This window comes from Marinicella gelatinilytica, assembly GCF_026410405.1.
Classification (GTDB): domain Bacteria; phylum Pseudomonadota; class Gammaproteobacteria; order Xanthomonadales; family Marinicellaceae; genus Marinicella; species Marinicella gelatinilytica.
In genome coordinates, this window is the sequence record NZ_JAPMLN010000010.1 from 81,417 (window position 1) to 106,934 (window position 25,518).

The window sequence follows — 25,518 nt, forward strand, 5'->3', positions numbered from 1 at the left end:
GGCTCTACTGTTGGCCTTTTTCCGCATCTCAGATTATTACAATGATCTTGCCTGTCAATTTATGACCAATGGCAGTTTATACTTTGCGGTGGGGCACACTATAATAAACCCATGAAATTAAATTCAAAATCAATTCTTGCCGTGGTGTTATTGACACTGGGTTTATTACTGTTATTGTTAATGCTGGTGTTGGCTGAAAAGCTGTTGAGCATTTGGCATTATTTACAACAGGCACCAGTGTGGTTTTGGCTGCTGTACGCGTTAGCCATTATGATTGTGGCTTTACTGCCGCTGTGGATGTGGTTTAAGTGGACACGTCCAAAAAATCAGTCAGAAAAGAAACCAAAAATCATTGATGAGGCGGGTTTACAACAGGCGTTAGAAACGGCACAAAGCCGAGGTATTGACATTACCTCGGCACAACAAGAGCTTGATGAGCTACAGCGACGTCGCCAAAATAAGCGTTTTTATATCTGTTTGTTTGGTGGTGCTTCCAGCGGTAAGTCATCATTTATTCAGGCATTAATTCCGACAGCCCATACTGAAATCGATGTGATTAAAGGCACCACATTAGAGGTGTTGCGTTATCAACATGAAAACTTGGAAGTCACTGATTTACCCGGTTTTGATGCCATTGAACAAGATCACTTGAGCCGTCTGGCTCTGGCTGAAAGTCGCCGTGCGCATGTGGTGATATTCATGCTTAGCGGCGATTTTAGTCGTTCGGAAATGATGTTCTTTGAATCTTTAAAGGACTGGCATAAGCCGATGGTGATTGCTTTAAATAAGTCTGATCGCTACCAGTTGGAAGAATTGCAACAGATTAAACAAGCCATAGCCGATAAGACGGAACACAAGTATCCGGTGGTTGCCATTTCTACGGGTGGTTTTGATACTGTTATCAGAAAGCAGCCGGATGGTCGTCAACTAACAGAGACAATTACCCGTCAGCCTGACATCGCTCCCTTAATTCGAGCGGTGAAAAGAGTCATTGCCGAGGACAGTGAAAGTTTGCACCGTTTTCGAGATGCCGGAATGCTGATGTTGGCAGAGCGCACACTCACGGAAGCCACGGCCGAACACAATAAATTAGCAGCCATGCGTACCATTGAGCGTCATAGTAGGCGAGCCATGGTTGGTGCCATGGCATCGATTGCACCGGGATCTGATATCATTATTCAAGGCGCCATCGGTAGCCAAATGGTTAAAGAGCTTTGCCAAATTTATAAGGTGCCAATTAAACAGTTACAAGTTGATGAAATTTTACGGGCAGCGGGTAGTAAACTGAAAACCTCCACCTCTATGGTATTGGCAGTGGCCGGAAATGCGTTCAAATCATTCCCCGGGCTCGGCACCGCAGCCGGTGGGTTGTTACATGCGGTGGCCTATGGTTTAATTTTTAATGCCTTAGGTCGGGCGGTGCTGACCACAATTAATGAAACCGGACGCTTAGACAGCGAACAAACCAAACAAATTTTTGAGGATAACTTACTTGGATCTTCTGACAAAATGGCAAAAAATCTGGCACAAATGGCGCTCGCCGTCAAAGCCAAAAAATCAAGCCAAAACAGCGACTAAACAATCAGTCAATGATTCTATAGATGACGAGATGCAAACTTCGTCGTTCAATCCTGAGCAGCAGGCTTTGGATAGTTTACGCAAATTGTTGCATGATGAACATATTCCTGCGTCTGTTCGTAATCAATTGGCGAAGGAGTATAGACAGCTTGAAAAGTTAATAGATAAACTGGAAAACAGTGCGGTTCATATCGTGGCTTTTGGTCAAGTCAGTACCGGCAAGTCTTCTTTATTAAATGCCTTGTCTGGAACTGATTATTTCTCCGTCAGTCCATTGCATGGAGAGACCAAACACACCCACCCCATGGATTGGCAAAGCCACCGTCAGCAATCCATGGTATTAATTGATACCCCAGGCACTGATGAGCTTGGTGGAGAGGCACGTGAAGCCATGGCGCGGGAAGCGGCCAAATTAGCAGATGTCATGTTGTTTGTGTTGGACGGCGATGTCAGCGCTTCCGAGTTAAAGCAGTTACAATCAATCAGCAATCCGCATCGTTTGGTGATAGTGGTGATTAATAAAGCGGATTTATATCACCATGATGAGCTGGCTCGGTTGAAAGCAAGCGTAACACAAAAGTTGACAGGTCTCTGTCATGCCGTGGTCACTGCCAGTGCCAATCCGCGGCCGGTCACAGTTATAACCACCGATAACGATGGTAATGAACAGACAAGCCAACAGGCATTGCCACCTGATATTGATGAACTTAAACAACAATTGTGGCAGTTGTTAGATAAAGAGGGTAAAGCCATCACTGCCATAAATGCCAGTCTGTTTGCAGGTCAAATCAGTGACAACATTGCCGAAAAAATGGTCGCGGCGCGGGCACAAGCTGCCGATAAAATTATCCGTACCTATTGTATTGCCAAAGGAGTCGGTGTGGCCTTTAATCCCATACCCGTTGCTGATTTGTTGGTGGCTGCAGGCGTTGATGTGGCTATGGTTAGGCAATTATCAAAACTCTATGGTCTGCCCATGGGTCGTGCTGAAGCGGCCCGTTTAACGGCCACAATAATGGCACAGCTGGCACTGTTAATGGGGGCTGTGTGGGGGGTAAATTTACTGTCTTCCGCACTTAAAACGGTGAGCGTTGGTTTGTCCACATCGGTGACAGCGGTGGCCCAAGGTTCCTTGGCTTATTATGCCACTTACTTGGTGGGTAAAATTGCCAGTTATTACTTTGTTCAGGGTTATTCATGGGGCGATGATGGTCCTAAGCAAGTGGCAAAAAATATAGTGAAACAATTAGATCGTGATTCGATTTTACAGGAAGCCAGAAGTCAAATCTTGGCACTCATAAAGTCAAAGTCACCTGATTCTGAAAAATAAATGATAATGGTTGTTATTTAGCCGCTCAAACCAAGGGTTTTATCTCTAATTATCTTGATAATCTCGTCTCATCGCTATGAAATAACATTAAAATCTTGTAAAATTGCGCGAGTTTATTAGCTATATTTTTGACTCAAGCGGCTGGCCATAATGGCGAGTTGCTGTGGGTTTTATCACATTAGGGGTTAATTCAATGACTGATAATGTCAATAAAAGCCGCCGTAATTTATTAATCGGAACATCTGCAGTTGGTGCCATCGGTGCCGGTTTTGCAGCCGTACCTTTTATTAAATCATGGCTGCCATCAGAACGGGCAAAAGCTGCCGGTAGTCCGGTTAAAGCAGATTATTCCAAAATCGAACCGGGTCAAATGCTTAATGTTTTGTGGCGTGGACAACCGGTTTTTCTGGTTAATCGCACTGAAAAACAAACCGCTGTCTTAGACAGTTTGGAAGATCGTTTAAAAGATCCGAATGACAGCGCCAGCATACAACCTGATTACATCGATAATAAATACCGAGCACGTAAAGAAAACTTATTGGTTGTTATCGGTATCTGTACCCATTTAGGCTGTTCGCCTAAGTATTATCCTGATTTAGAACCACAGTCATTTGACAGTGAATGGCAAGGTGGCTTTTACTGTCCCTGTCATAATTCTCGGTTCGATATTTCTGGTCGGGTTTACAAGGGTTCGCCGGCGAGTCGAAACTTAGATATTCCCCCTTATACCTTTTTAGATGAAAACATCATCGAAATTGGAACGGATGGAGGTGCCGCCTAATGGGTAAAATTGCTAGTTCAAGAACTAAAAGCAGTAACGGAATCATGGATTGGTTTAATGCACGGTTACCGGTTACTCAGTTCTACAAAGATCATCTGTCTGAATATTATGCGCCGAAGAACTTTAACTTCTGGTATTTTTTCGGCTCGTTAGCTTTACTGGTACTGGTTAATCAGATTGTTACCGGTATTTGGCTGACCATGCACTATAAGCCTGATGCGGCCCAAGCCTTTGGTATGGTGGAATATATCATGCGTGATGTGCCTTGGGGTTGGTTAATTCGTTACCTGCACACCACCGGTGCTTCTGCCTTTTTTGTGGTCATTTATCTGCATATGTTCCGTGGCTTGTTATACGGTTCTTATAAAAAACCTCGGGAATTAATCTGGGTGTTTGGCATGATTATCTATTTGGCATTAATGGCTGAAGCCTTTATGGGTTATGTTTTGCCTTGGGGTAACATGTCTTATTGGGGTGCTAAAGTAATTACCCAATTGTTTGCCGCTGTGCCATGGGTGGGTGATTCCTTGGTTGAGTGGGTCCGTGGTGATTACCTGATATCAGATGCCACTTTAAATCGATTCTTTGCGTTACATGTGATTGCTTTACCATTGGTTATTGTGGTTTTGGTGGTGCTTCACATCGCTGCTTTACACACCGTTGGTTCTAACAACCCTGAAGGTATTGACATTAAAAAACACAAAGATGAAAACGGCGTGCCCAAAGACGGTATTCCTTTCCATCCTTACTACACCGTTAAAGATATTTTTGGTGTTGGTATGTTTTTATTAATTTTCTTGTTTATTGTGTTTGTGAAGCCTGACATGGGTGGTTTATTCTTAGAGCATGATAACTATGTGCCGGCTGACCCGTCATCGACGCCTGACCACATTAAACCGGTGTGGTATTTCACGCCTTTTTATGCCATGTTACGCGCCGTACCAAGTATGCAAATCGGTGCACTTATAATGGCCTTAGCGATTGTGGTGTTATTCTTCTTGCCTTGGTTGGACCGTTCTCCGGTAAAATCCATTCGTTACCGCCGCTGGCCTTATAAATTAATGCTTAGCTTGTTTGCCTTAGCCTTTGTGGTTTTGGGCTGGCTGGGTATGCAGGCAGGCAGTGAGTTGCAGAAGTTAACGGCGCAAATCTTAACCGGCTTTTATTTCTTCTATTTCGTATGGTTGTTCTTTTACAGTCGCAACGAGACCTATCACGAAGTCCCAGAGAGGATAGAAAAATGATGAAAAAATCAATACTACTTTTGCTGTGTATGACGATTCCTGTGGTGGCTTCTGCTGCCGGCGGTGCTTATATCGGTGAGCCGGCAAATACCAATATAAGATCGCAATCCTCTTTACAAAAAGGTGCAAAAACCTTCATGAATTATTGTATGGGTTGTCATACCATGCAATTTCAGCGCTACAACCGTGTGGCGGAAGATTTGGGTTTGACCGAGGACGAGATGATGGAATCCTTGGTATTAACAGATGCCAAGTTTACCGACAAAATGACCAATGCCATGAGCAAAGAGCATGGTGAACAATGGTTTGGTAAAGCGCCACCTGATTTAACTGTGATTGCCAAAGCCCGTGGCGTTGATTGGCTGTATAATTTTTTAATTAATTATTATGTTGATCCAAGCCGACCCAGTGGTTGGAACAATGCCACATTTCCAAATACCTCAATGCCTCATGTGTTATGGGAGTTACAAGGTATCCGCAAGGCTAATTATAACGAGGAAGTCGATGCAGAAGGTAATAGCCACGCTGAGTTAACCGGCTTTGAAACCGTTGAAGAAGGGCAGTTAAGTGAAGAAGCTTATAAGGACTTGGTTCGGGATTTGGTTAACTTTTTAGATTATTCCTCAGAACCGGCACAGCTTATTCGTATGTCGTATGCACCTTGGGTGCTTCTGTTTACGGCATTATTTACATTTTTTGCCTACTTGTTAAAGGTGAATTATTTCAGAGATATTCACTAAATCTGTATCAAGTTAAGCAAAGCTAATTTAACAAAAAAGTAAAAATTTGCTAAAATCAAGGGTTTTTCGTGGTTCTTAGGATCGCAAAAACCCTTTTTGCATTTAATCGAGACTTTTTTAGAACCATAAACTGGTCTCACCCATAAGGAGAAAGCAGGTGTCAACTATTGAACGTGGTCGATCAATCATTACAATATATTCAGAAAAAGAGGCGTTTGATTCACACAGAATTCGCTATTTATTGGCAACAAAAAACATCAACTGCAAGATTATCTCTATCGATAAAAGCAATCCGCCTGAGGATTTGCTGGCACATAATCCGGGATTAGAGATACCTCATTTGGTGGACAGAGATATGCATGTTTTCGGCGTCCAGGTTATTACCGAGTACTTGGATGAGCGTTACCCACATCCACCGTTGTTACCACCTGATCCGATGACCCGAGCGCGGTTACGCTTTACCGTCTATCGTTTGGAGCAAGGGTGGTTTTCTTACGTCAAAATAATTGAGAATAACACCGGTAAGAAAAAGGATGATGCCATTAAAGCATTGACTGAAGAATTGGCTGCAACCGGACCTTTGTTTGCCCAGCAAGAATATTTCTTACACGATGACATGTCTTTAGTGGATACCAATTTGGTGCCATTTTTATGGCGCTTGGAATATTATGGTGTTCAGTGGCCATCCTTACCGGATGATTTAAGAAAATACGCTCACCGTATGTTTAAGAGTAACGCTTTTAGAACCAGTATTACAGAAACAGAAAGAGAGTTTCGTTTTGATTTTTGATGATAACATGACTTCAGTAAAGCCTTATTTAATTGAGGCACTGTATCAATGGATTAGTGATAATCAACTGACACCTTTGGTGGTGGCTGATGTTTCTGTGGCCGGTGTAAAAGTGCCGGAAACCGCTATTGAAGATGGCAAAGTGGTGTTGAATGTATCCATGACCGCCACACAGGGTTTATCCTTGGAAGATGAAATTATTTCATTCAGTGCCCGCTTTTCAGGGCGGCCATTTATGGTGGTGATTCCGATGGCGGCGGTGACCGCCATTTACGCCAGGGAAAATAGTAAAGGTATGATGTTTGATGTTGATCCTGATGCTGAAATTGAATCTGATGACTCCGGTGATCAACAGTCAGATAAGCAGGAAGATAAAACCAAAGCCACAAAGAAAACCGGTCATTTGAAGTTAGTGGATTAATCTATGCAAGACACACAAACAGCTGAAAATGGTACCGATGTCATGGTCATGTTTGATGGTTTTGGCCGATTTATTCCAGACAGCTGGGAGCCTTATTGGCAACAAATCCAACAATTTCCGCTATTGGGTTTTGTTCTTGTTACCGCCATTGGCTATGTGTTGGCCAAAGTGGCTTTGTTTATTTTTTCAAAAAGTTTTAATCAACTGACCAAGCTTTCCAAAAATGAGGTGGATGATGAATTAATCGAGATTCTTAAACGCCCCATTTTCCTGACCATTTTCTTTTTATTTTTAGGACTGGCGATTAAAACCATTGGTCTAAGTGACGGTTGGGAAAAAGGCCTGATTCGTTTTCTGGCTTCTGTGTTGGTATTGGCATGGATGTTTCGTGGGTTTCGTATATTGACCTTATTGTTGAATACCTTATCTAAGCTCACCCATAAGTACGAAATTATTCAACCCAAAACCATTCCGCTGTTTGATTTAGTCGGTAAGTTATTACTGATTGGTTTAGGTTCGTACATTTTGTTGATGTTATGGGGTGTGGATCCCACTGCCTGGTTAGCCTCAGCCGGTGTAATTGGTATTGCCGTGGGTTTTGCTGCCAAAGACACCCTGGCCAATTTATTTTCGGGTTTCTTTATTATTGCAGACGCACCCTATAAAGTGGGGGACTACGTTAATTTAGATGCCGGTGAGCGCGGCATGGTAACCCAAGTAGGTATGCGTTCAACCCGTCTGCTCACCCGGGATGACATCGAAATCACCATTCCCAATAACATCATTGGCAACGCTAAAATCATTAATGAAAGTGGCGGTCGCTGGGTAAAAAGCCGAATACGTATTCCGGTGGGTGTGGCCTATGGTGCCGATGTGCGTGCGGTATGCGATGTCCTGAAATCATGTGCCGTCAATCACAAAGAGGTTTTGGATGATCCTGAGCCACGGGTTCGTATGCGCAGTTTTGGCGCATCATCGCTGGATTTTGAATTGCTGTGCTGGATTAATGAGCCGGTACTACGTGGTCGTTTACGTCATGAGTTATTTATGGATGTTTATGAGGCCTTAAATGACGCTGGTATTGAAATTCCATTCAGCCAACATGATTTGTATATTAAGGAATTTCCACAAAACCTGAAATCCCCTGAATCTTCCTCGTAAAAGCGGTAATGTCTGATGCCACGCAACGCTTAGTGCAGAATATGCAAAACGCCGTGCTTAGGCGAGATTTCTACAGATTGTCGACACGCTTAAAAAAGGCTAAAAATCAGCAACAAAAAGCCACAGCGTTGGCTGAAATTGAACAAGCCCATCAGCAGTTTCAACACCGTAATCAACAACGTCCAAAAGTGACTTTAGCACCTGACTTGCCGGTGTCTGAACAGGCAGACAATATTCGCCAAACCATCATTGAGAACCAAGTCACCATTATCGCCGGTGAAACCGGTTCCGGAAAAACCACACAAATACCAAAAATTTGTTTACAAGCTGGTTTGGGTCAATTTGGACAAATCGGTTGTACCCAACCGCGGCGAATTGCTGCAAAATCCGTGGCAGCTCGGGTCAGTGAAGAGTTGGCCGTAACACTGGGCCATGGCGTTGGCTACCAGGTTCGGTTTGACGAAAAATACAGTGAAGATGGTTATATTCGTTTCATGACCGATGGTATTTTATTACAACAAACATTGCGTGATAGATGGCTGAATGATTATGACACCATCATCATCGATGAAGCCCATGAGCGTAGCTTAAATATTGATTTTTTACTGGGATTTATCAAAAAGCTGTTACCAAAACGGCCTGATTTAAAAGTCATTATCACTTCTGCAACCATTGATACCGAAAAATTCAGTGCCCATTTTAATGACGCACCGATTATCAACGTCAGTGGACGCTCCTATCCGGTCACCACCCACTACCGACCACCGGAGGAATTAGGTATTGATTTGGAAGAAGCCATTATTCGGGCAGTGGATGAGTTTTATCAATTAAAGAAAACCGGTGACATATTGGTGTTTTTGCCCGGTGAGCGAGAAATTAATGACACCATCGAACGGATAAAGAAAAAACACTTACCAAACACGGAAGTGCTGCCTTTGTATGCGCGATTAACCGGTGCTCAGCAAATGCAAATATTTTATCCGGGTGATAAACGCCGCATTATTGTCAGCACCAATGTCGCCGAAACTTCACTAACTGTACCACGCATACATTGTGTGATTGACAGTGGACTGGCGCGCATCAGTCGCTATTCTGCACGCAGTAAAATTCAGGGCTTGCAGATAGAAGCCATTGCCCAGGACAGTGCCGATCAACGCCAAGGTCGCTGTGGACGGATTGCACCCGGACACTGTTATCGTCTCTACAGTGAAGCAGATTATGACTCACGCCCGGAACACAGTGATGCTGAAATTTTGCGCACCTCACTGGCATCGGTGATTTTACAAACTCAGGTTTTACAGTTGGGAGATTTGGAGGATTTTCCATTTATAGACAGCCCTGATTTTAAACAAATTGCCGATGGCTATCAGTTACTGTTCGAATTACAAGCCATAGACGAAGGTCGACAGCTGACAAAAATAGGCCGGATTATGGCGCATTTGCCCATTGATGTGCAGCTGGCACGGATATTATTGGCTGCCCATGCGTTGGGTTGCTTACAGGACATTGTGATTATGGTGTCGATGTTAGCGGTGCAAGACCCAAGAGAGCGGCCACTGGATTCTTCACAAGCTGCGGATAAGGCCCATGAAAAGTATCTGGACGAAGATTCTGATTTCATAGGTATTTTAAATTTATGGAGAATATTGAATAAAACAAGAAAAGAGTTGGGAAACAAAAAATTTAGGGACTGGTGTCGGAAAAACTTTATCAGTATCAAAAAATACATGGAATGGAAAGACGTTCACCGACAATTATTGCAATTATTGAAGAAACAGAAAATGGTGGCGAAATCCGGTCAATCCTCATCAGCCAGCCAGCACGAGGCCATTTTGAGTGGTTTTATTTCTCACATTGGTCAATTTCACGATGAACGGACTTATTTGGGTACGCGTAATAAAAAATTTATGCTGTTCCCGGGTTCGGTGTTATTTAACCGCATGCCAAAATGGGTGGTGGCAGCTGAAATCGTTCATACCAGTCAAGTCTATGCACGCATGGCGGCTCAAGTCACAGTGGCACAAATAATTAATGCCGGAAGTCATCTAATTAAGCACAGTTATTACGATCCTTACTGGTCAAAAAAGCAAGGCTCAGTGATGGGTTATCGCCGCAGTACTATATTAGGTTTAACGTTGACTGAGCGTGAGCGGGTGCATTACGGCCCGCAAGACCCCGAAACTTCTCGACAATTGTTTATAGAGCAGGGATTGGTGGCGCGACAGCTGAACACGCGAATGGAGTTTTACCGACATAACAGCCGAATCATCGCAGAAATTGAAGCTGAAGAAGACCGCCACCGTAAAAGAGATTTGTTAATTGAACCCGCTGAGGTTTATCGTTTATATGATGATCGCATTCCCGATGGTATTTACAGCGAACCACAATTAAAAAAATGGCTTAAAAAGCAAAGCGGTCAACCATTACATTTTACTGCGGATGATTTTTACCAAAACCAAGCCCAAACCCCGGAAGTTGAACAATTCCCGGATCACATTCAAATCAGACAACTCAACATACCGCTGACTTATGTATTCGCTCCCGATCAGTCTGACGATGGCGTTACAGCACACTTAAAATTAGCTTGGATCAATGCCTTAAATGCCAATGACTTTGCTTTCTTAGTACCTGGGTTACTACAAGAAAAAGTGGTGGCGCTAATAAAAGGTTTGCCAAAAAGTCTGCGACGCGGCTTAATTCCGGTTAATCATTATGCTGATATTATGACCGAGCTGTTAGATCTGAAAAAAGACTTTTATCAACAACTGGTTAGTATCGTTCACCAAAAAAACGGCCTAGAAACCACGGTTGAGGAATGGCAAGCTGCGGAGCTGCCACCACACCTGCAGTTTCGTTATGAAGTCCGTAACCACAATAACAAAATTGTCTATCAAGGTCGAAGTTTCGATGAGATGCAAGGCAGGCACAAACAAGCGGCTAATGTCAGCTTTCAAAAAAGTGCCAGTGAAACCCGACAAATCAATGGCGCCAAAGACTGGGTTTTTGAAATCATCGAACCGGTGGTGACCCTTGATAATGGCCTACCCGCTTATCCGGCGGTGGTGGATCAGACAGACGCTGTGGGATTGCGTTTTTTTGAAACACAAGAACAAGCCGCCCAAGAACACACCCGGGGCATAAAACGCCTGTTACAGCTCAAATATCCAAAAATCGTCAAGCAATGCCAGAAAATAAACCCCAACCTGAAAGCCGCTCTGGCCTGGGATAGTTTAGGCACAGAGAATAAATACATTGACGCCGTGATTGATGCCCGCCTGGAAGCCGGTATCGCTGCGGGTGACACTGTCCGAACACAAGCCGATTTTGATCAGCTCGCCCAGCATCTGTCATCGAATCTCTACCGCGATGTTTATCAATGGCTTGAGATTTTAAATCAAGTTCTAATCAAGTGGTACGAAACCTGGCAAGCCATCGAACATCACAGCGAATCACTCGCCGATGAAAGCTATGATGATATGATTCAAGAACTCGATTATTTAATCTACGACGGCTTTTTAAGAATCGTCAGCTTCTCCGAACTTAAACATTACCCCCGCTATTTAGAAGCCCTCGCCATGCGCCTGGAAACCGCCTTACATTCCCCGCAAAAAGAAGCCGATAAACTGGCGCAGCTGACTGATGTCAGTAAACCTTTCTATACCTTATGCGAGAACGCAGCAGCCTTCACCCCCGCGCATCAGGATTATTTAATGACCTTACAAGAATACCGCGTCTCGCTGTTTGCGCAAAGCCTTGGAACCCAACAAAAGGTATCCGGCAAGCGATTACGGAATTTGTTGAAACAATAATTTTAAAAATTAAATTATTATGACATCATCTTTGTATGATGGTACATGCTATTAATTTTTTGATAAGCCTGTAAGGGATCTTGTTAGTTAGTCCAAAAAAATAGAGTGGAATAGCAGTTATTTTTATGTAATTATAGAAATAACTATTTTAGTTTCAGTATTTAAAATTACAATGCAACTGCTTTGACTATGTCATAAGTGTCTAAATAGAATTGATCATTTTTACTATTTAATTCGGTACATACATATAAATCATTATTGTAATCATAATAATTAACAATTAATTTTATTTTTTCATGATGTATTAATTCAGAGTCAAATTCAACCCCATCAACATAAACAGGACATGATTGTGGTTTTAATTTAATGGTGTATTTTTTTCCTTGCATTAACATACCCATAATATTTACCTTATATTTAATAAAATTTAATTATATAGTAAAAAAATACAAATTTTTATTTATCTTTATCATAAAATAATATCTTAATTTTTCTTATTCGGAGAAGTAATTTAATGCGACAATTTAAATTAATTACCATCTTATTGTTCATGTTTTTGAATGGGATTTCTAACTCTCAAACAGATTGCGAAAGTGGTCATTGGATTAAGTCTAAATCTAAGGATGGTTCTATAATTATTCTTGAAGATAAATCGGTTTGGCAAGTTGAATCTGTTGATACTATTGATTCAAAGTTATGGTTGCGCTTAGATGAAATTATTGTTTGCGATTATAAGTTGATAAATGTAGATAACGACACAACGGTTGAAGCTAAACAAATTAAATCACGTCGTTATTATTAGATAACTCACCAGCTTTTATGTCGGTTTTCGCGTTGCTCAGCCCAACCTGCCAGACTTGATAAGTCAATAATACCATATCAAACTCAGTCAGATTTCGATGATAAATCATTTTTGAGTTTATTGTGAAAAATATCTTTCACACACACTCAAATCTATTTTATATTCTTTTATTAGTTCTCCGTCCAAAGTTTTAAATCTATTAATTTTGTAAAATCCATTTTGACTCATTTTATCGATGTAGAATTTGCAAGTTTGCTGAATTGCATATGATTCATGTTCTAAATACGATAACTTATATGCTGCTTTAGCCATTTTCAGTGTCATGTGTTTACCTGCATAAAGAACATAAGTAGATTCGACACCAATCCAATCATTAGTTAATCTATTTTTTTCTGGAACAAATTCAAATTCATACTCCGAGAATGTCTTTACACGTTCAGATATATCATTTTTGTTATCGTGTAATCTCTTATTAGATTGTTCGACCAATCCTTCAAGCCATATTTGATATTTATGATCTTTTGTTACTAAGCCCTGTTTGTTTTTTTCTGTTTTATCTTCACTGCAAGCAAAAATAAAGATCATAATGAAGCTATAGAAAACTCCTTTTAAAATTTTTAACCAATTTTTTTTATGCATTATCGTTACCATTATAATTAGTATATTGAGCTATTTATCTAAATCATTAATATATTCATTTCTCCAGGAGTTTAACGAAAATATTAAAATCATAACACTTAAAAATATAAGTGAGTCTAATAATTGCCAGCCCCATCCAGCCCAAAGTCTATTGGTTCCTAAGAAATACTTAATCATCCAAGGAGCGGGTTTGAGTTCTCTCCCAATACCATCAGTGACTTGGAAATATGGATTTTGAGACTCTAAGATTTCTCTGATAAGAACTTGATCTTTGATATTTGTTATTGGTAAAAAATGCCATTGCTTTGGTTGATTGCTTGATGTGATTTCAGTTGTTATTACAAAATATGACAATACAAAAACACTGATAGAAGTGAATATGATAATAATCATAATGAATTTTAATATTTTGGCCATACAATACGCTCAAATTTATAAATAATAGAGTTATCACATTTTTTAATGATTAATAATTACATTAAAAATATTTAAATTCAACGTTTTGATAATAAAAAATAATGTTTAACATTATATAGCATGTAGGTTGGGCTAAGCGTAGCGCAGCCCAACATCAAGCCGGATTCAAAAATGTTGCGCTGCGCTTAGCCCAACCTACGGTAAATTATGGGATGTTCTCGCCAAAATTTTGATGTTCATGTATTCGGTTGTCATTACCCCAGTTTTTGTCGTAGATACCTAAATCAATGTATTTGTGAATGGTTGAATAGGCCCAATCGCTGGGTTTTTGGGCGTGGCCGTGTTTAACCGGATTGTAATGGATGTAATCAACATGTTTTTGGTAATCATCTTCATCACGGATTAAATGTTCCCAATATCGCCTTTGCCAAATGCCACGCTCTCTTTTTCTTAGGCGACTTGGATTAATACGTTCAGTTTTTGGGATTTTTTTGGAGAAGCCTGATTTGATTAACATAATACGTTTGGGGTAATCGTTATCATTTTCCGGTAGTGTCATCATAATATGAAAATGCTCGGGCATAATAACCTTGGCATCTAATTTGAAGGGATGTTTGTGTTTAACTTGATTAATAACATCACGCAACACATCAAATTTCATAACTAATAAATAGCTGCGTCTGTCAGCTAAATTTATCGTGAAAAAATAACAAGCGCCTGTGATATTTGCCCTTCGATATTGCATATTTTCATTATATCGAAAAATAATTATCGTAGGTTGGGCTAAGCGTAGCGCAGCCCAACCCAACGTACAATATATCACGTGATGTTGGGCTGCGCTCTGCTTAGCCCAACCTACATTATGGTTATAATTTGTGTAAAACCTCAATTAATCGGCTCACTTCTTCGGGGCTGTTGTAGTGAGCTAACGATACTCGGACGACACCGTGTTGATTGCGGAGACCTAAGGTGTCAATCAATGCCACGGCGTAGAAATCGCCGTAGCGGATGCCTAAACCTTGTTGGTTGGCTTGTTGAGCCACATCTTGACTGCTGAGGGTTTTATGAATAAAAGAAACGGTGGCGACGCGTTGGTTTTTGTCTGCCACAGTATCACCGATGATGCGAATATCTTTATGGGTATATAAGAACTCAATAAGTGGTTCGATCAGTTGTTGTTCATAATCAGCGATGGCGTTATAGGCAAGGTTTAAATTTTCGCGTAATGATGAATGACCGTTGTTATGGTGCCGGCCTAAGGTTAGCAGATATCGTATGGCACCATGGATGCCACAGATGAGTTCATAATTAACATTGCCGGGTTGGAAACGATAAGGCGTGTCTTTGATAAAACGGTGGTTAATACCGGGTAAGCGTTGCAGATTTTCATGTTTTCCGTATAAAACCGCTTGGTGTGGGCCAAATGTTTTATAAAAACTAAAAAAATAATAGTCTACACCTAACGCTTGAACATCCAGGAGACGATGCGGTGCATAAGCCACCCCATCGACACATATGTCCGCGCCATGGTTATGGACGACTTCTGCCCAATCGGCAATGGGGTTAATGTGGCCGTAAATATTTGACACGTGGGTACAACAAACCAGACGGGTTTTATCACAGAGTAATTTATTAAGTTCGGATATTTCTAATTCGTGGGTTTCGGTATTCACGCGCCAGTGTTTAATAACAATACCTTGGTCCTGTAAATCCAGCCAACAACTGCGGTTGGCTTCATGATCGACATCCGTGATAATGACTTCGTCACCCGGCTGCCAGGTTTTCATTAGCTGTAAACTTAGCATGCGGGTTAACCAGGTACTGGATGCGCCAACAATCACTTCTTCCGACTGCTTGGCATTGAGCCAGGTGCTGATAGCAGATTGAGCTTGAGTGACCCGCTTGACAGCTTCTTTTGAAGTGCCGTAATCAGCGCCTAACTGGACATTACACTGGGTTAAGAAATCATTGATGCCTGAAATGGCGCTTTGTGATATTTGTGAACCGCCGGCATTATCCAGTAAGACATCTGTGGTGTGACCAAGGCCGGGGAATTGACTGCGGACCCAAGATAAATCAAGCATAAAATTGATTGGTTATAAAAACATCAGTGTACTGTATTGTGTTAAAAAAATCAGCTTAGGCCACGATTCTTGACCTATTTTTCACTGCGTTTTTGTTACTTTAATACCATTAAAAATCAGGTGGTAACATGAAAATATGGATGGTTTTGGCGATTGTTGTGGCATCATTAAGTTTATATGCGTGCCGTTCGAGCAATCCAATTCAGCGGGCTGATAATGTCAATATCGATGCTTTTATGGGCGATTGGTATGTGATTGGTCATATTCCGACCTTTATCGAAAAAGATGCCTATAACCCCTTAGAAACTTATCAACGAGGCCAAGAAAATAAGGTTAACACCACTTTTAGTTTTAACAAAGACAGCTTTGCAGGTGAGCGTAAAACTTATCGACCCACAGGTTTTATCCAGCCTGAATCCAATGCCTATTGGAAGATGCAATTTTTATGGCCGTTTAAGTCAGAATTTATTATTTCTTATGTTGATGATGCTTATGAGCACACCATTATCGGACGTTCAAAACGTGATTATTTATGGATTATGGCGCGACAGCCACACATCAGTGAAGATCAGTATCAGCAATTGGTGGAACGGGCGGTCAAACTTGGCTATTCGCGCGAAGACATCATTAAAACGCCTCAGCAAAGTTTAGAAATACAAAAAACAAAATAACGACCATGTATTAGAGATAACGATTGTAACCTATTGTAAATAAAACAAATTATTAGCGTAAAGTTTACGGTATCTTAATGTGATCACTGTATAATAAATATATCTTGACGATAAGCAGTGAGGCTTATTCAAGTTAATTTAATTAATCACAAACATAACTTTAAAAGGAGTAATTATGCAACATACTAATATATTATCAGCAGATTCACTTAAAGGTAATGATGTTAAGAATTTTGAGGGTGAAAGCTTGGGTGATATCAAAGACTTTATGGTCGACACCCAAACCGGACAAGTAAATTATGCCGTATTAGATTTTGGTGGTTTTCTTGGAATCGGTAATAAGCTTTTTGCAGTCCCTATGGAAGCCATGAAATTAGATAACGAAAATAAATGCTTTAAAATGGATATCAACCAAGAGAAGCTTAAAAATGCTGAAGGCTTTGATAAAGACCATTGGCCGAATTTTGCAGATGCGCAATGGCAGGCTAAGAACAACAGCTATTATCTCTAATTGTATTTATTAGATAACGAGGAAAAGGGCGATGCATTCGCCCTTTTTTTATGGCTGTAATTCTTAACTTAATTTAAATCAATAGAAGCACTGATTGATTCATATTTTAAGGAATTGAGACAAGCTCTAACCTGTGACTTTTTAGCGGCCTATTGAAAGCAGATTGCATATTTATCATATCTAATGGTGTTCTTTTCCACACTAAATTTCTAAAAATTGCTAAGATAAAAATAACTTTCGCCATCCTTATTTATTGTTATAAGCGTGATTGATAAGCAGGTCATGGGATTATCAAGCACGATAAGACAACCGTTTTAAATCAGTGAGGGTTATAAAAATGTATGAGCTAATAGAAAATTATGTTGTAAACCCTCTTGAATGGATGGCCATGTTAAAAAACTTTGGGCTGGTATTTGTTGCGTTAATTATTTCCTTACCCATAGCCTATAACCGTGAACAAGGATCAAAAAGTGCCGGTTTGAGAACTTATCCATTGGTGTCGGTGGCTACTTGTTCTTATACCTTATTAGCACTTCAGGTTTTAGATGGTTCTGATGCCCTTGGAAAATATATGGCGGGAATAATTACCGGCATTGGATTTATTGGTGGTGGCGCCATACTCAAAGGAAAAGATAACGCTGAAGTAAATGGTCTTGCAACGGCTGCCAGTATCTGGAATACCGGCGCCATTGGTATGTCTGTGGCTTGGCAGAAATTTGAAATTGCAATTATGATTGCGCTTATCAACTTTATAATTTTGAGTATAGGCAGAAAAGCCAAAGATGCCATTTGTGATGATGATTGAATACTGTTGAGATATCGATCCACGTCAATCTAAGATTGACTCAAAAATTAAATATCACAAGAAATGGTTCCATACCCGTAGTACTGTCATTCACCCTGATAATGATTGTTCTCAATCAGTCATTGAGCGACACAACACGTACTAAGTCATCATAAGTCAATGAAAAATAAATAGATTTTATTATTCATTAAGGTTTTCTTTACGGCAATTTAACCTGGGTTTGTTATCATTAATTTTCCTTAAAAAAAGAGATAACGACAATGAAAAAGATAATGATGTTATTCCTTAGTATGCTCCCCGTCGCATTATTACAGGCTCAGCCGGTAACCGTGGTGGAGGATTCCTTTGTTTCAGCCAACTTTTTCACCGCCATTATTACCGGTGTGATTCTGGCCCTGGCCATTCAGTTTGTGTTGACCGCATTATCGGTGGCCTTAGGTGTGTCTGCCATTGGTGATATTCGCAGCCGTTATGTGGAGTCCAAATTGGACGTGTCACCGGATGAAACGGACAGCCGTGACATCAATAGTGATGATTTTGGCGATAAAGTGTCACTGGGTGTTAAAGTCACCAGTGGCTTTGGCTTATGGAGCGTGTTAACCACCTGTATTGCTTTATTCGTTGGTACTGCTTTGGCCATCAATTTAAGTGTAATTCAAACACCTGTTACAGCCGCAGTGATGGCCTTGGTTATCTGGGCGGTGTTTTTTATTTTATTGTTCTATTTAGAAGCCAAAGTAGCGGGTACCGTGATTGGTAATCTGATTACCACGGTCACAGCCGGCATAAAAAGTGGCAGCCAAGCCGTGGCCGGTTTATTTGAACCCTCTGACGATAAGAAATTAGATCATTTGATTAGTCGCAGCATTGCCACGGTGAAAGATGAAGTTAGTAGCCAATTTGACTGGCAGTCTGTGTCTAAAAAAGTCGATAATTTCAGTGCTCAGTTAGACCGCAAAGTACCGGATTATGATGATTTACGCGCTGATCTTAATGACATGGTGAAAAAATCACGCCACAGAGATAACAGCGCCATGTGGATGGTCATTCAGCAAGTGCTGTCACAAGCCATTAGTAAACAAGATAAGCTGTCTGATGAAGCGGCCAAGAAAAAAGCCGAACAACTGCGTGCTTTGATGGATGAGATGCGTGAAAGTTACGCCAAAGGTGATGGTGCCATTGATGGTTTAAAACATGTGGTGGCTAATTTTAGCAACCAGGAAAAAGCCGATGTGGACGCACGTTTACAAGAATTTCGTCAGAAATTGGTCGATGCCACCCCCGAACGTTTGTCCAAGGAGCAATTGAAGCAAGATTTGGATGCGGTATTGAATGATCCAAATACTTTAAGCACCATTATTGCCAATAAGTTTGAAGGTGTTAATCGTGACAGCATTATTGAGGCTTTGGATAACAACACCCGGTTGGATAAAGATCAGTTAAACAATTATGCTGATTCCGTTGAAGCGGGCATTGAGCGCATTGTTTCTGAATTTGATAAAGATAATGCCAACCGCTTAAGTAAGCGAATGGAACGTCAGGTTGCGGCCTTTTTAGATGGCACCAATCGTGATGAATTGGCTTATGAAGTGTTGAAACAAGATGTTATTGATATGGTGGATGATCCGCGCCACAGTGTCGATGTGCTGCGTCATCGTTTAAATCAATTTGATGGCGAAACAGTTCGCGCTTTAGTGACCAATAACCGTTACATTGACGATGAACACATCGATAAAGTGGTGCAAACCATTGAAGATGCCAAAACCTATGTGGCGGATAAGTTACACAAAGCAGATGAAAAAATACGACAAAAAGTCCGTAATTTACAACGCAAAGCCGTGATTAAAGCGGAACATGCCCGTAAATTAGCGGCTGTTGCAGCCTGGTGGCTGGTGGCCTCAGCGGTGTTATCTGCCGGTGCTGCCGTATTAGCAACCATGGTCGTGATGTAATCATTCACTTGGTTTAAAGCTGTACTGAGTCGGGTTCATCCGACCACTAAAAAACCGAGCTCTTGGCTCGGTTTTTTAGTGGTCGGGGAGAAAATCTAAAATCCGCTCGGCCACCACAGCAGCTTCCGTCATGTGTAAATGATGATGGCCGGCTAGTTTATCTAAACGTTGTGGCTTTAGGGCCTCAATGCGCTGTTGAAGGCTGGGATAATCCATGGCGTAGGTGAGCGGTTCGGCCAAAATAAGTTGCGTCGGAACCGATATGTCTGCTAAAAATTCTTGAATTTGTTCTTCGTTTATTCGCACCATGCTGTTTAATCGTAAGCGCTTATCCGTTCGCCAATGAAAGCCTTTAATGGTCTGTTGCAAGCCACGTTCCACCATGGGTTTTAAAATATCAGCAGGCATCGGCGTGGCTTTTTGTCTGGCTTTGATGGCATGTTCAATACTGGGGTAAAAGCGCTTGTGTTTTAAACTGTGATTTTGCCAATTATCCAGGGCTTCTCGTAAGGTCTCGGTGGCTTTACCCGCTTGGTAAGGTGGAATGGCGCCTAAGTTTTCAATCAATATCAGTTGTTCAACAGATTTTGGGTAAGCGGCTGTGAACATAGATGCCATGGCGGCACCCATGGAATGGGCCAGCAAAATTAATGGCTGGGTTAACTGATCCATGACCGCCTGTAAATCCAATAAATAATCGATAAAGGCATAATTATGGCCTATGGCGCGGTGATGCGACAGTCCGTGCCCGGGAAAATCAATGGCAATCACTTGATAACCTTGTTTAGCCAATAACGGTGCCAATTGTGCGAAACTGGCGGCATTGTCCAACCAGCCGTGAAGTGCCAGAATTAATTTGGAATGTCCGGTACCCCATTGTAAAGCACCGATATCGCCGGCGCGGGTATTAAAGGTCAGTTCGGTGGGTGTCATAGTATGATAAATAATAAAATAAGTGCCAGTAGAATACGATATAGCATAAACCAGATAAAATCGATGCGCTCGATAAACTTCATAAACAAGGCAATCACCAGCCAGGCAAACACAAAACTTAAGGCAATCACCAGTACCACCGCATTGACATCGATGAGCGTGGGTTCTTTATACCATTTTAAACCGGCATAGGCGGTGGCCATTAACAGCGTCGGGATGGCCAATAAAAAACTAAATCGGGCTGCCGCTGATTTGGATAAGCCCAAAGCCATGCCGGCGGTGATGGTGACGCCTGAGCGTGACGCACCGGGAATTAATGCCAGACACTGGGCGATACCCACTAACAACGCTGATTTATTGTTGATATTTTTATCACCGGCCCAGCGTTGACTGTACCAAAGCAAAACTCCGAAAAAGATTGAAGCAGCGGCAATAACCGGAATGGAACGTCCGTAGTCACTGTAAACACCCGCCAACAATAAGCCGGCAACAACGATTGGTAATGAAGCGATTACAATCTGAATGAATAATTTCTTTTCGCGTCCCGATAACAGCGCAACAATATCTCGTCGAAAATAGATCAAAACCGCCAATAAAGAACCCAAATGAGCAGCGACATCAATCACTAAACCCTGATCCTGCCAATCACTCAATAAACCCACCAAAATTAAGTGGGCTGATGATGATACCGGTAAGAACTCAGTCAGACCTTGAATCAGTGCTAAAACCAAGGCATGCCAAAAATCAATCATTATGGTTTTGTTTTTAAATGGTCACTGTAGGCTTTCCAACGATTTTTTGGCAGCATTAATTGCTGCATAGGCATTATCTTGGCTGGTTCCTGCGCTGTTAAAGACACCTTGAAAATATCACTCAGTTCGGCCAGTGATTTTTTATCGTTGTCTAAAAACGCATCAATATCAAGTAAATGAATGTTGGGGTTCATGGCAATCATCTGATTTTTTAAAGCCCGAAAATCATTCGCTGAATATCGACTGTTAGCAAAAACCAATTGATGTAAATGGCGGTCTGCCATATTGCGATCCAACATGATGACTTTGGCCGACGGAAAGACTTTTTTGAGTAAAGCCATATTGAGGGCAGTGGTTGGAATAAAATCAGCAAAAGGCCCCTGATTGTGGATCCGTTTGAGGTGTTTCTGGTATTTTTTGCGTAATAAATGACACCGCGCCTCGGGTAGTCCGTCGATATCCGGAAATAGCCATTGTTGGAAAAATAAATCCTGGCGTGCCGTTGGGCGAAAACGGTCTGTCAGTGCTTCGATGCCGTTGGCTTGCAGTCCTTCCACAAAAGCCGCATGACCGGTGGAAGTATCGCTGAACACAAAAACCGGTTGAATTTCAGTCGCTTCAGAGGGCCACTTTTGCGCGGTTTTCTCTTCGTCTTTTGATAATAATGCCACGGCCTTAGGTGATTCTGTTTGTTGGGCGCTAAAGTGTTGCCATGCCGATTCATATTCACCTTGTGCATCCAGTATTAAGCCGGCATTTAAGTGTAAATTATCTTCTATGGCTGACAGGTTGTCATTGCTTAAACCAATTTCTAAGGTTGCCAACGCCTGTTCCAAATCATTTAAGTAACCAAAAGCGTGACTTTTCATGACAATGGCTTCACCGTGATCCGGATTGAGGGCCAATAATTGATCTGCGGAGGCAATGGTTTTTTGCCAGTTCTTTGACTGAAAATATGCCTGCATTATATGTTTTAGGGCGGCCGGATAGCGCGGGCTGTCTGTAGAAATACTGGTGAAGTGTTCAATCGCTTGTGGGTATTGTTTGGCCCTCAGTTCAATCAAACCAAGCATCACAGTGGCGCGGTCATTGGGACTTCTGCGTAAGACCTGCTGGAGCACTTGTTTGGCTTCCGGTAAACGATTCATGGCCACAAATCCCTGGCTCAAAGCCATATACCAACTGGGATAAGCCACTGTAGAGCGACATGCCGATACTAAATAATTAACGGCTTCATTGTAATGCTTTTGTTTGAGCGACAGCATACCGACAGCGGCCAATAATTCCGGTGACTGGTGTTTGGCTTCAATCAGTTGGTTTAAATGGTCTGCCGCTTGACGCAGGTCGTTGTCCATTAAACTGATGGCCAAATAAATTTTGGCCAATGGGTACTCCGGATTGTCTTCCAGTAATTTTTTAAAATGCAGTTCGGCAAACGCAAACTCACCGGCTTCCAAATTAATAATGCCTTGATAAAGCTTGATTTGCGGATCTTTGGGTTGATGTAACGCCGCCGCTTGTAACACACTGTCAGCCTCTTCAACGCGACCGGTTAGCAGCAATAATTTGGCTAATTTTACAGCCGCCGGTGTGGCATCTTGGTGAACCCGCAGGGCTAAACGGTATTGCTCTTCTGCATCTTGGAATTGTTCTTTGAGCGAAAAAATATCGCCAATGGCGAGATATGAAAAATACAGGTTGGGATTATGTTTCAGGGATGTTCGAAAGGCTTGTAAAGCCGCTTCGCTATCACCCAAAGCCATGTGCATTTGTCCTTTGAATTGATGATAACGTTCTGCGTTGGGCGCCAGTTGTACCGCGCTGGTAGCAGATTTTAGTGCCTCATTAAACAGTTTATTGTCTTTATACGCCAAAGCCAAACCAAAATGCGCTTCGTCATCATTGGGGTTTTTTTTCAAATAAGACTGATAACCGTCAATGGCTTTTTTAAGTTGTCCTTTTTGATGTTGTTTTTTAATCTGCTCTAAATCATTCATGATGTTATCTCATTGATAATGTAATCTTCCACCCAGCTGTCCAGTCGCCAATTTTTGATAAAGCCACAATGGCCGCCTAATGGCGTGGTCACCAGTTTAATATTGGATAATCGGTCAATTGTACTAAAATCAGCAAAAGGAATCACCGGATCATCCCAGGCTGTGATAATTTGGGTTGGTATATTAATTTTTTTAATTAAATCAGGGGTCAGACTGTAACCCTGAAAATAGTCACTGGCGGTGTCAAATTCAGTGTGTTTTAACACCAAAGCCTCAGTTAAGGTCTGTAAGCTTTTTTGTGATTGCCAATCGGTGCCTTCAAACAGATGGGGAAATAACTGCTGTTTTTTGAGTAATGATTTTTTCCACTTATGAAGAAAATAAGGCCCATATAGTTTTGATGCCTCAATGGCATGCATGCTATTTTCCGGGTTAACCGGTGGTGACACCGCATAAACACCTGTAAAGTTTAATTCCTTGGCAGCTGCCGCCCGAACCGCAAAGTTGCCACCTAAAGAAAAGCCAATTAGGTGTTGTTGTTGGTTACTAAACCGCTGGTTAAGTTGTTGCAAAGCCGCCACCACCTCAGCCAATCGACAAGAATGGAACAAATCCTCGTTTAAATGATGCGAATCACCGTGATCTCGCAAATTAAGACGATAGACACTGATACCGGCGTTGTACAAATGGTGTGCCATAAGCTGTAAATAAGTGGATTCGGCACTGCCCTCCCAGCCGTGAATTAGAATCGCCAGTTGGCCGTTATCCTGAGGATGGGGGCTGTAAAAGCCCTGTAAAGTCGCCAAAGGGGTTTTTATTAACTCAGCTTGTTGCGCGGTTTTAACCGGATTTTCATGACGCAGCGATCGTAAGCGTAACTTGGCACTGGCTAAAATAGATTGTAAATGCCGATTTTTAGGCTTAAGCGACGGACGATAAATAATCATCTTGTTCCAACTGTTGTTCAATGTAACTTCGGGCCATGGACGTCATGATACGGGTACCGGCATCGTAATTTGTCAAGCGCGCACCACAATATATTTCAACAGTGGTATGCGGTAATTGTAAAATCCTAAAAACATGCTGCAAAAAAGGCTCATCATCGATAAAACCAACCCGAGCTTCGCGTTGACCTTCCTGGTTTAAGAATTTAATGGCCACCGGAACAATCGGTGTGCGGGTTTCCACGGCAGCATGTATTAATTGTCGATGGAAGGGCCTTAAATAGCTGCCATCAGTGACGGTTCCTTCGGGGAATATTGCCACCGAGCGTCCTTGAGTTAAGCGTTTCTTGAGTTGAGTTAATACAGCTTTTCTGGATTGGCTGTTACCGCGGTTTAAAAAAACCGAATCACCGGCCATCGCCAACCACCCCAATACCGGCCAATATTTGATTTCGTGTTTAGCGACAAACCCAGCCAGAATAAAAGAATGAATAATTGGTATATCCAACCAAGACACGTGATTGGCGACCAACATCACCGGTGACACCGGTTTATCACCATAAATTTTAATTTCCAAACCCATGATGGCACACATCAATCGTGACCAAAAAGTAACCACCCATTGGTTAAGTTGTCGCCAGCGAAGTAATTTTGAGATGATAATTATCAACACCACAAACGGTAATAGACCAAGCACAGCAAATAGAAAGGTCAATAAGCGCAGGCTCAGACGCGTGTAGTGGTTAATGGCTGTCAAATTATTCAGGTGAGTAAGAACTGGCGATATTATAAAGGAATGTCCTTGGGACTTCATTCACTTTTCGAATAGTCATCAAAGGATGAAAAGCGAAAGCGGGTCTCTATCACGTCCTGTTATCGAGACACACCTACATCCTGTAGGCGCCACGGCGGGCCGATATCGGGTCCAACCTAACTCGGCACACCGCCATCCATGGCGGCGACATGTCTTAAGCCTATTGCACGTAACGCTCTGGCTCACCTGCATGGATGCAGGTGTGATGTGATGAACGCCTCCAGGACGGTATCAAAGTACCTGTCTTGTAAAATAACAAGGACTAACAACCGGAGACATTCATCATGAAACATTGTAAATTACTTGGCATTGACTTGGCAAAAACTGTTTTTCAGTTATGTGC

Annotated in this window: 24 protein-coding genes; 14 read left to right on the forward strand and 10 right to left on the reverse strand. The window is 41.8% G+C overall.

All coding sequences use genetic code 11. The features are described from left to right. The first annotated feature begins 111 nt into the window (after nt 1-111). The 9 genes from OS173_RS08085 (at nt 112) to hrpA (ending at nt 11,854) form a co-directional block, all read left to right on the forward strand. Entirely contained in the window at nt 112-1,578 is a 1,467-nt protein-coding gene (locus tag OS173_RS08085; RefSeq protein ID WP_267183767.1) for a GTPase domain-containing protein, read from the forward strand. After that, on the forward strand, nt 1,493-2,908 hold the full coding sequence (locus OS173_RS08090) for a YcjF family protein (protein WP_267183768.1): 1,416 nt from the start codon (nt 1,493-1,495) through the stop codon (nt 2,906-2,908). Before OS173_RS08085 ends, OS173_RS08090 begins: the two co-directional genes overlap by 86 nt. Nucleotides 2,909-3,101: 193 nt before the next feature. Further along, the gene (gene petA / locus OS173_RS08095; RefSeq protein WP_267183769.1) at nt 3,102-3,689 is read left to right on the forward strand and encodes a ubiquinol-cytochrome c reductase iron-sulfur subunit; all 588 of its coding nucleotides are present in this window, start codon (nt 3,102-3,104) and stop codon (nt 3,687-3,689) included. An 8-nt stretch (nt 3,690-3,697) separates the two neighbouring features. After that, nucleotides 3,698-4,933, forward strand: coding sequence for a cytochrome b (locus tag OS173_RS08100; protein WP_456085709.1), 1,236 nt, complete (start codon nt 3,698-3,700; stop codon nt 4,931-4,933). Continuing rightward, the gene (locus OS173_RS08105; protein ID WP_267183771.1) at nt 4,930-5,673 is read left to right on the forward strand and encodes a cytochrome c1; all 744 of its coding nucleotides are present in this window, start codon (nt 4,930-4,932) and stop codon (nt 5,671-5,673) included. Before OS173_RS08100 ends, OS173_RS08105 begins: the two co-directional genes overlap by 4 nt. 157 nt (nt 5,674-5,830) lie before the next feature. Then, the gene (locus OS173_RS08110) at nt 5,831-6,463 is read left to right on the forward strand and encodes a glutathione S-transferase N-terminal domain-containing protein (RefSeq protein WP_267183772.1); all 633 of its coding nucleotides are present in this window, start codon (nt 5,831-5,833) and stop codon (nt 6,461-6,463) included. A gap of 7 nt (nt 6,464-6,470) precedes the next feature. Continuing rightward, nucleotides 6,471-6,884: a ClpXP protease specificity-enhancing factor gene (locus OS173_RS08115; RefSeq protein WP_267183773.1), complete on the forward strand. Its 414-nt coding sequence runs from the start codon at nt 6,471-6,473 to the stop codon at nt 6,882-6,884. Nucleotides 6,885-6,887: 3 nt separating this feature from the next. After that, complete coding sequence (locus OS173_RS08120) at nt 6,888-8,045, forward strand: mechanosensitive ion channel family protein (protein WP_267183774.1); 1,158 nt, start codon at nt 6,888-6,890, stop codon at nt 8,043-8,045. A gap of 8 nt (nt 8,046-8,053) precedes the next feature. Further along, a complete protein-coding gene (gene hrpA, locus OS173_RS08125) occupies nt 8,054-11,854 on the forward strand; it encodes an ATP-dependent RNA helicase HrpA (RefSeq protein ID WP_267183775.1) in 3,801 nt (1,266 codons plus the stop codon). Nucleotides 11,855-12,021: 167 nt separating this feature from the next. Here hrpA and OS173_RS08130 read toward each other — a convergent pair whose 3' ends face one another. Next, nucleotides 12,022-12,255, reverse strand: a complete 234-nt coding sequence (locus OS173_RS08130) for a hypothetical protein (protein WP_267183776.1) — start codon at nt 12,253-12,255, stop codon at nt 12,022-12,024. A 113-nt stretch (nt 12,256-12,368) separates the two neighbouring features. Between OS173_RS08130 and OS173_RS08135 the strand changes: the two genes are divergently transcribed. Further along, on the forward strand, nt 12,369-12,656 hold the full coding sequence (locus OS173_RS08135) for a hypothetical protein (protein WP_267183777.1): 288 nt from the start codon (nt 12,369-12,371) through the stop codon (nt 12,654-12,656). 117 nt (nt 12,657-12,773) lie between these two features. On the opposite strand, the gene OS173_RS08140 is transcribed toward OS173_RS08135, so the two are convergent. The 4 genes from OS173_RS08140 to OS173_RS08155 all read right to left on the reverse strand — a co-directional run bounded on the left by OS173_RS08140 (nt 12,774) and on the right by OS173_RS08155 (nt 15,796). Beyond that, the gene (locus tag OS173_RS08140) at nt 12,774-13,295 is read right to left on the reverse strand and encodes a hypothetical protein (protein WP_267183778.1); all 522 of its coding nucleotides are present in this window, start codon (nt 13,293-13,295) and stop codon (nt 12,774-12,776) included. A 30-nt stretch (nt 13,296-13,325) separates the two neighbouring features. Then, nucleotides 13,326-13,712 (reverse strand): hypothetical protein, encoded by a 387-nt coding sequence (locus OS173_RS08145; RefSeq protein ID WP_267183779.1) that lies wholly within the window; start codon nt 13,710-13,712, stop codon nt 13,326-13,328. A gap of 205 nt (nt 13,713-13,917) precedes the next feature. Next, nucleotides 13,918-14,457 (reverse strand): REP-associated tyrosine transposase, encoded by a 540-nt coding sequence (locus OS173_RS08150; RefSeq protein WP_323373186.1) that lies wholly within the window; start codon nt 14,455-14,457, stop codon nt 13,918-13,920. 121 nt (nt 14,458-14,578) lie between these two features. Then, complete coding sequence (locus OS173_RS08155; RefSeq protein ID WP_267183781.1) at nt 14,579-15,796, reverse strand: cysteine desulfurase-like protein; 1,218 nt, start codon at nt 15,794-15,796, stop codon at nt 14,579-14,581. Between the two features lie 128 nt (nt 15,797-15,924). Between OS173_RS08155 and OS173_RS08160 the strand changes: the two genes are divergently transcribed. The 4 genes from OS173_RS08160 to OS173_RS08175 all read left to right on the forward strand — a co-directional run bounded on the left by OS173_RS08160 (nt 15,925) and on the right by OS173_RS08175 (nt 19,735). Further along, nucleotides 15,925-16,467: a lipocalin family protein gene (locus OS173_RS08160; protein WP_267183782.1), complete on the forward strand. Its 543-nt coding sequence runs from the start codon at nt 15,925-15,927 to the stop codon at nt 16,465-16,467. A 175-nt stretch (nt 16,468-16,642) separates the two neighbouring features. Further along, complete coding sequence (locus tag OS173_RS08165; RefSeq protein WP_267183783.1) at nt 16,643-16,978, forward strand: PRC-barrel domain-containing protein; 336 nt, start codon at nt 16,643-16,645, stop codon at nt 16,976-16,978. 388 nt (nt 16,979-17,366) lie between these two features. Further along, nucleotides 17,367-17,783 (forward strand): MgtC/SapB family protein, encoded by a 417-nt coding sequence (locus OS173_RS08170; protein WP_267183784.1) that lies wholly within the window; start codon nt 17,367-17,369, stop codon nt 17,781-17,783. 290 nt (nt 17,784-18,073) lie between these two features. After that, nucleotides 18,074-19,735: a hypothetical protein gene (locus OS173_RS08175; protein WP_267183785.1), complete on the forward strand. Its 1,662-nt coding sequence runs from the start codon at nt 18,074-18,076 to the stop codon at nt 19,733-19,735. Nucleotides 19,736-19,810: 75 nt separating this feature from the next. Here OS173_RS08175 and OS173_RS08180 read toward each other — a convergent pair whose 3' ends face one another. Genes OS173_RS08180 through OS173_RS08200 form a run of 5 tightly spaced genes read right to left on the reverse strand, consistent with a single transcriptional unit; the run spans nt 19,811 to nt 25,118 of the window. Next, complete coding sequence (locus OS173_RS08180) at nt 19,811-20,668, reverse strand: alpha/beta hydrolase (RefSeq protein WP_267183786.1); 858 nt, start codon at nt 20,666-20,668, stop codon at nt 19,811-19,813. After that, nucleotides 20,665-21,420 (reverse strand): undecaprenyl-diphosphate phosphatase, encoded by a 756-nt coding sequence (locus tag OS173_RS08185; RefSeq protein WP_267183787.1) that lies wholly within the window; start codon nt 21,418-21,420, stop codon nt 20,665-20,667. Before OS173_RS08185 ends, OS173_RS08180 begins: the two co-directional genes overlap by 4 nt. Continuing rightward, on the reverse strand, nt 21,420-23,417 hold the full coding sequence (locus OS173_RS08190; RefSeq protein ID WP_267183788.1) for a tetratricopeptide repeat protein: 1,998 nt from the start codon (nt 23,415-23,417) through the stop codon (nt 21,420-21,422). Before OS173_RS08190 ends, OS173_RS08185 begins: the two co-directional genes overlap by 1 nt. Then, complete coding sequence (locus OS173_RS08195; protein WP_267183789.1) at nt 23,414-24,364, reverse strand: YheT family hydrolase; 951 nt, start codon at nt 24,362-24,364, stop codon at nt 23,414-23,416. Before OS173_RS08195 ends, OS173_RS08190 begins: the two co-directional genes overlap by 4 nt. Next, complete coding sequence (locus OS173_RS08200; protein WP_267183790.1) at nt 24,339-25,118, reverse strand: lysophospholipid acyltransferase family protein; 780 nt, start codon at nt 25,116-25,118, stop codon at nt 24,339-24,341. Before OS173_RS08200 ends, OS173_RS08195 begins: the two co-directional genes overlap by 26 nt. Between the last annotated feature and the right edge of the window lie 400 nt (nt 25,119-25,518).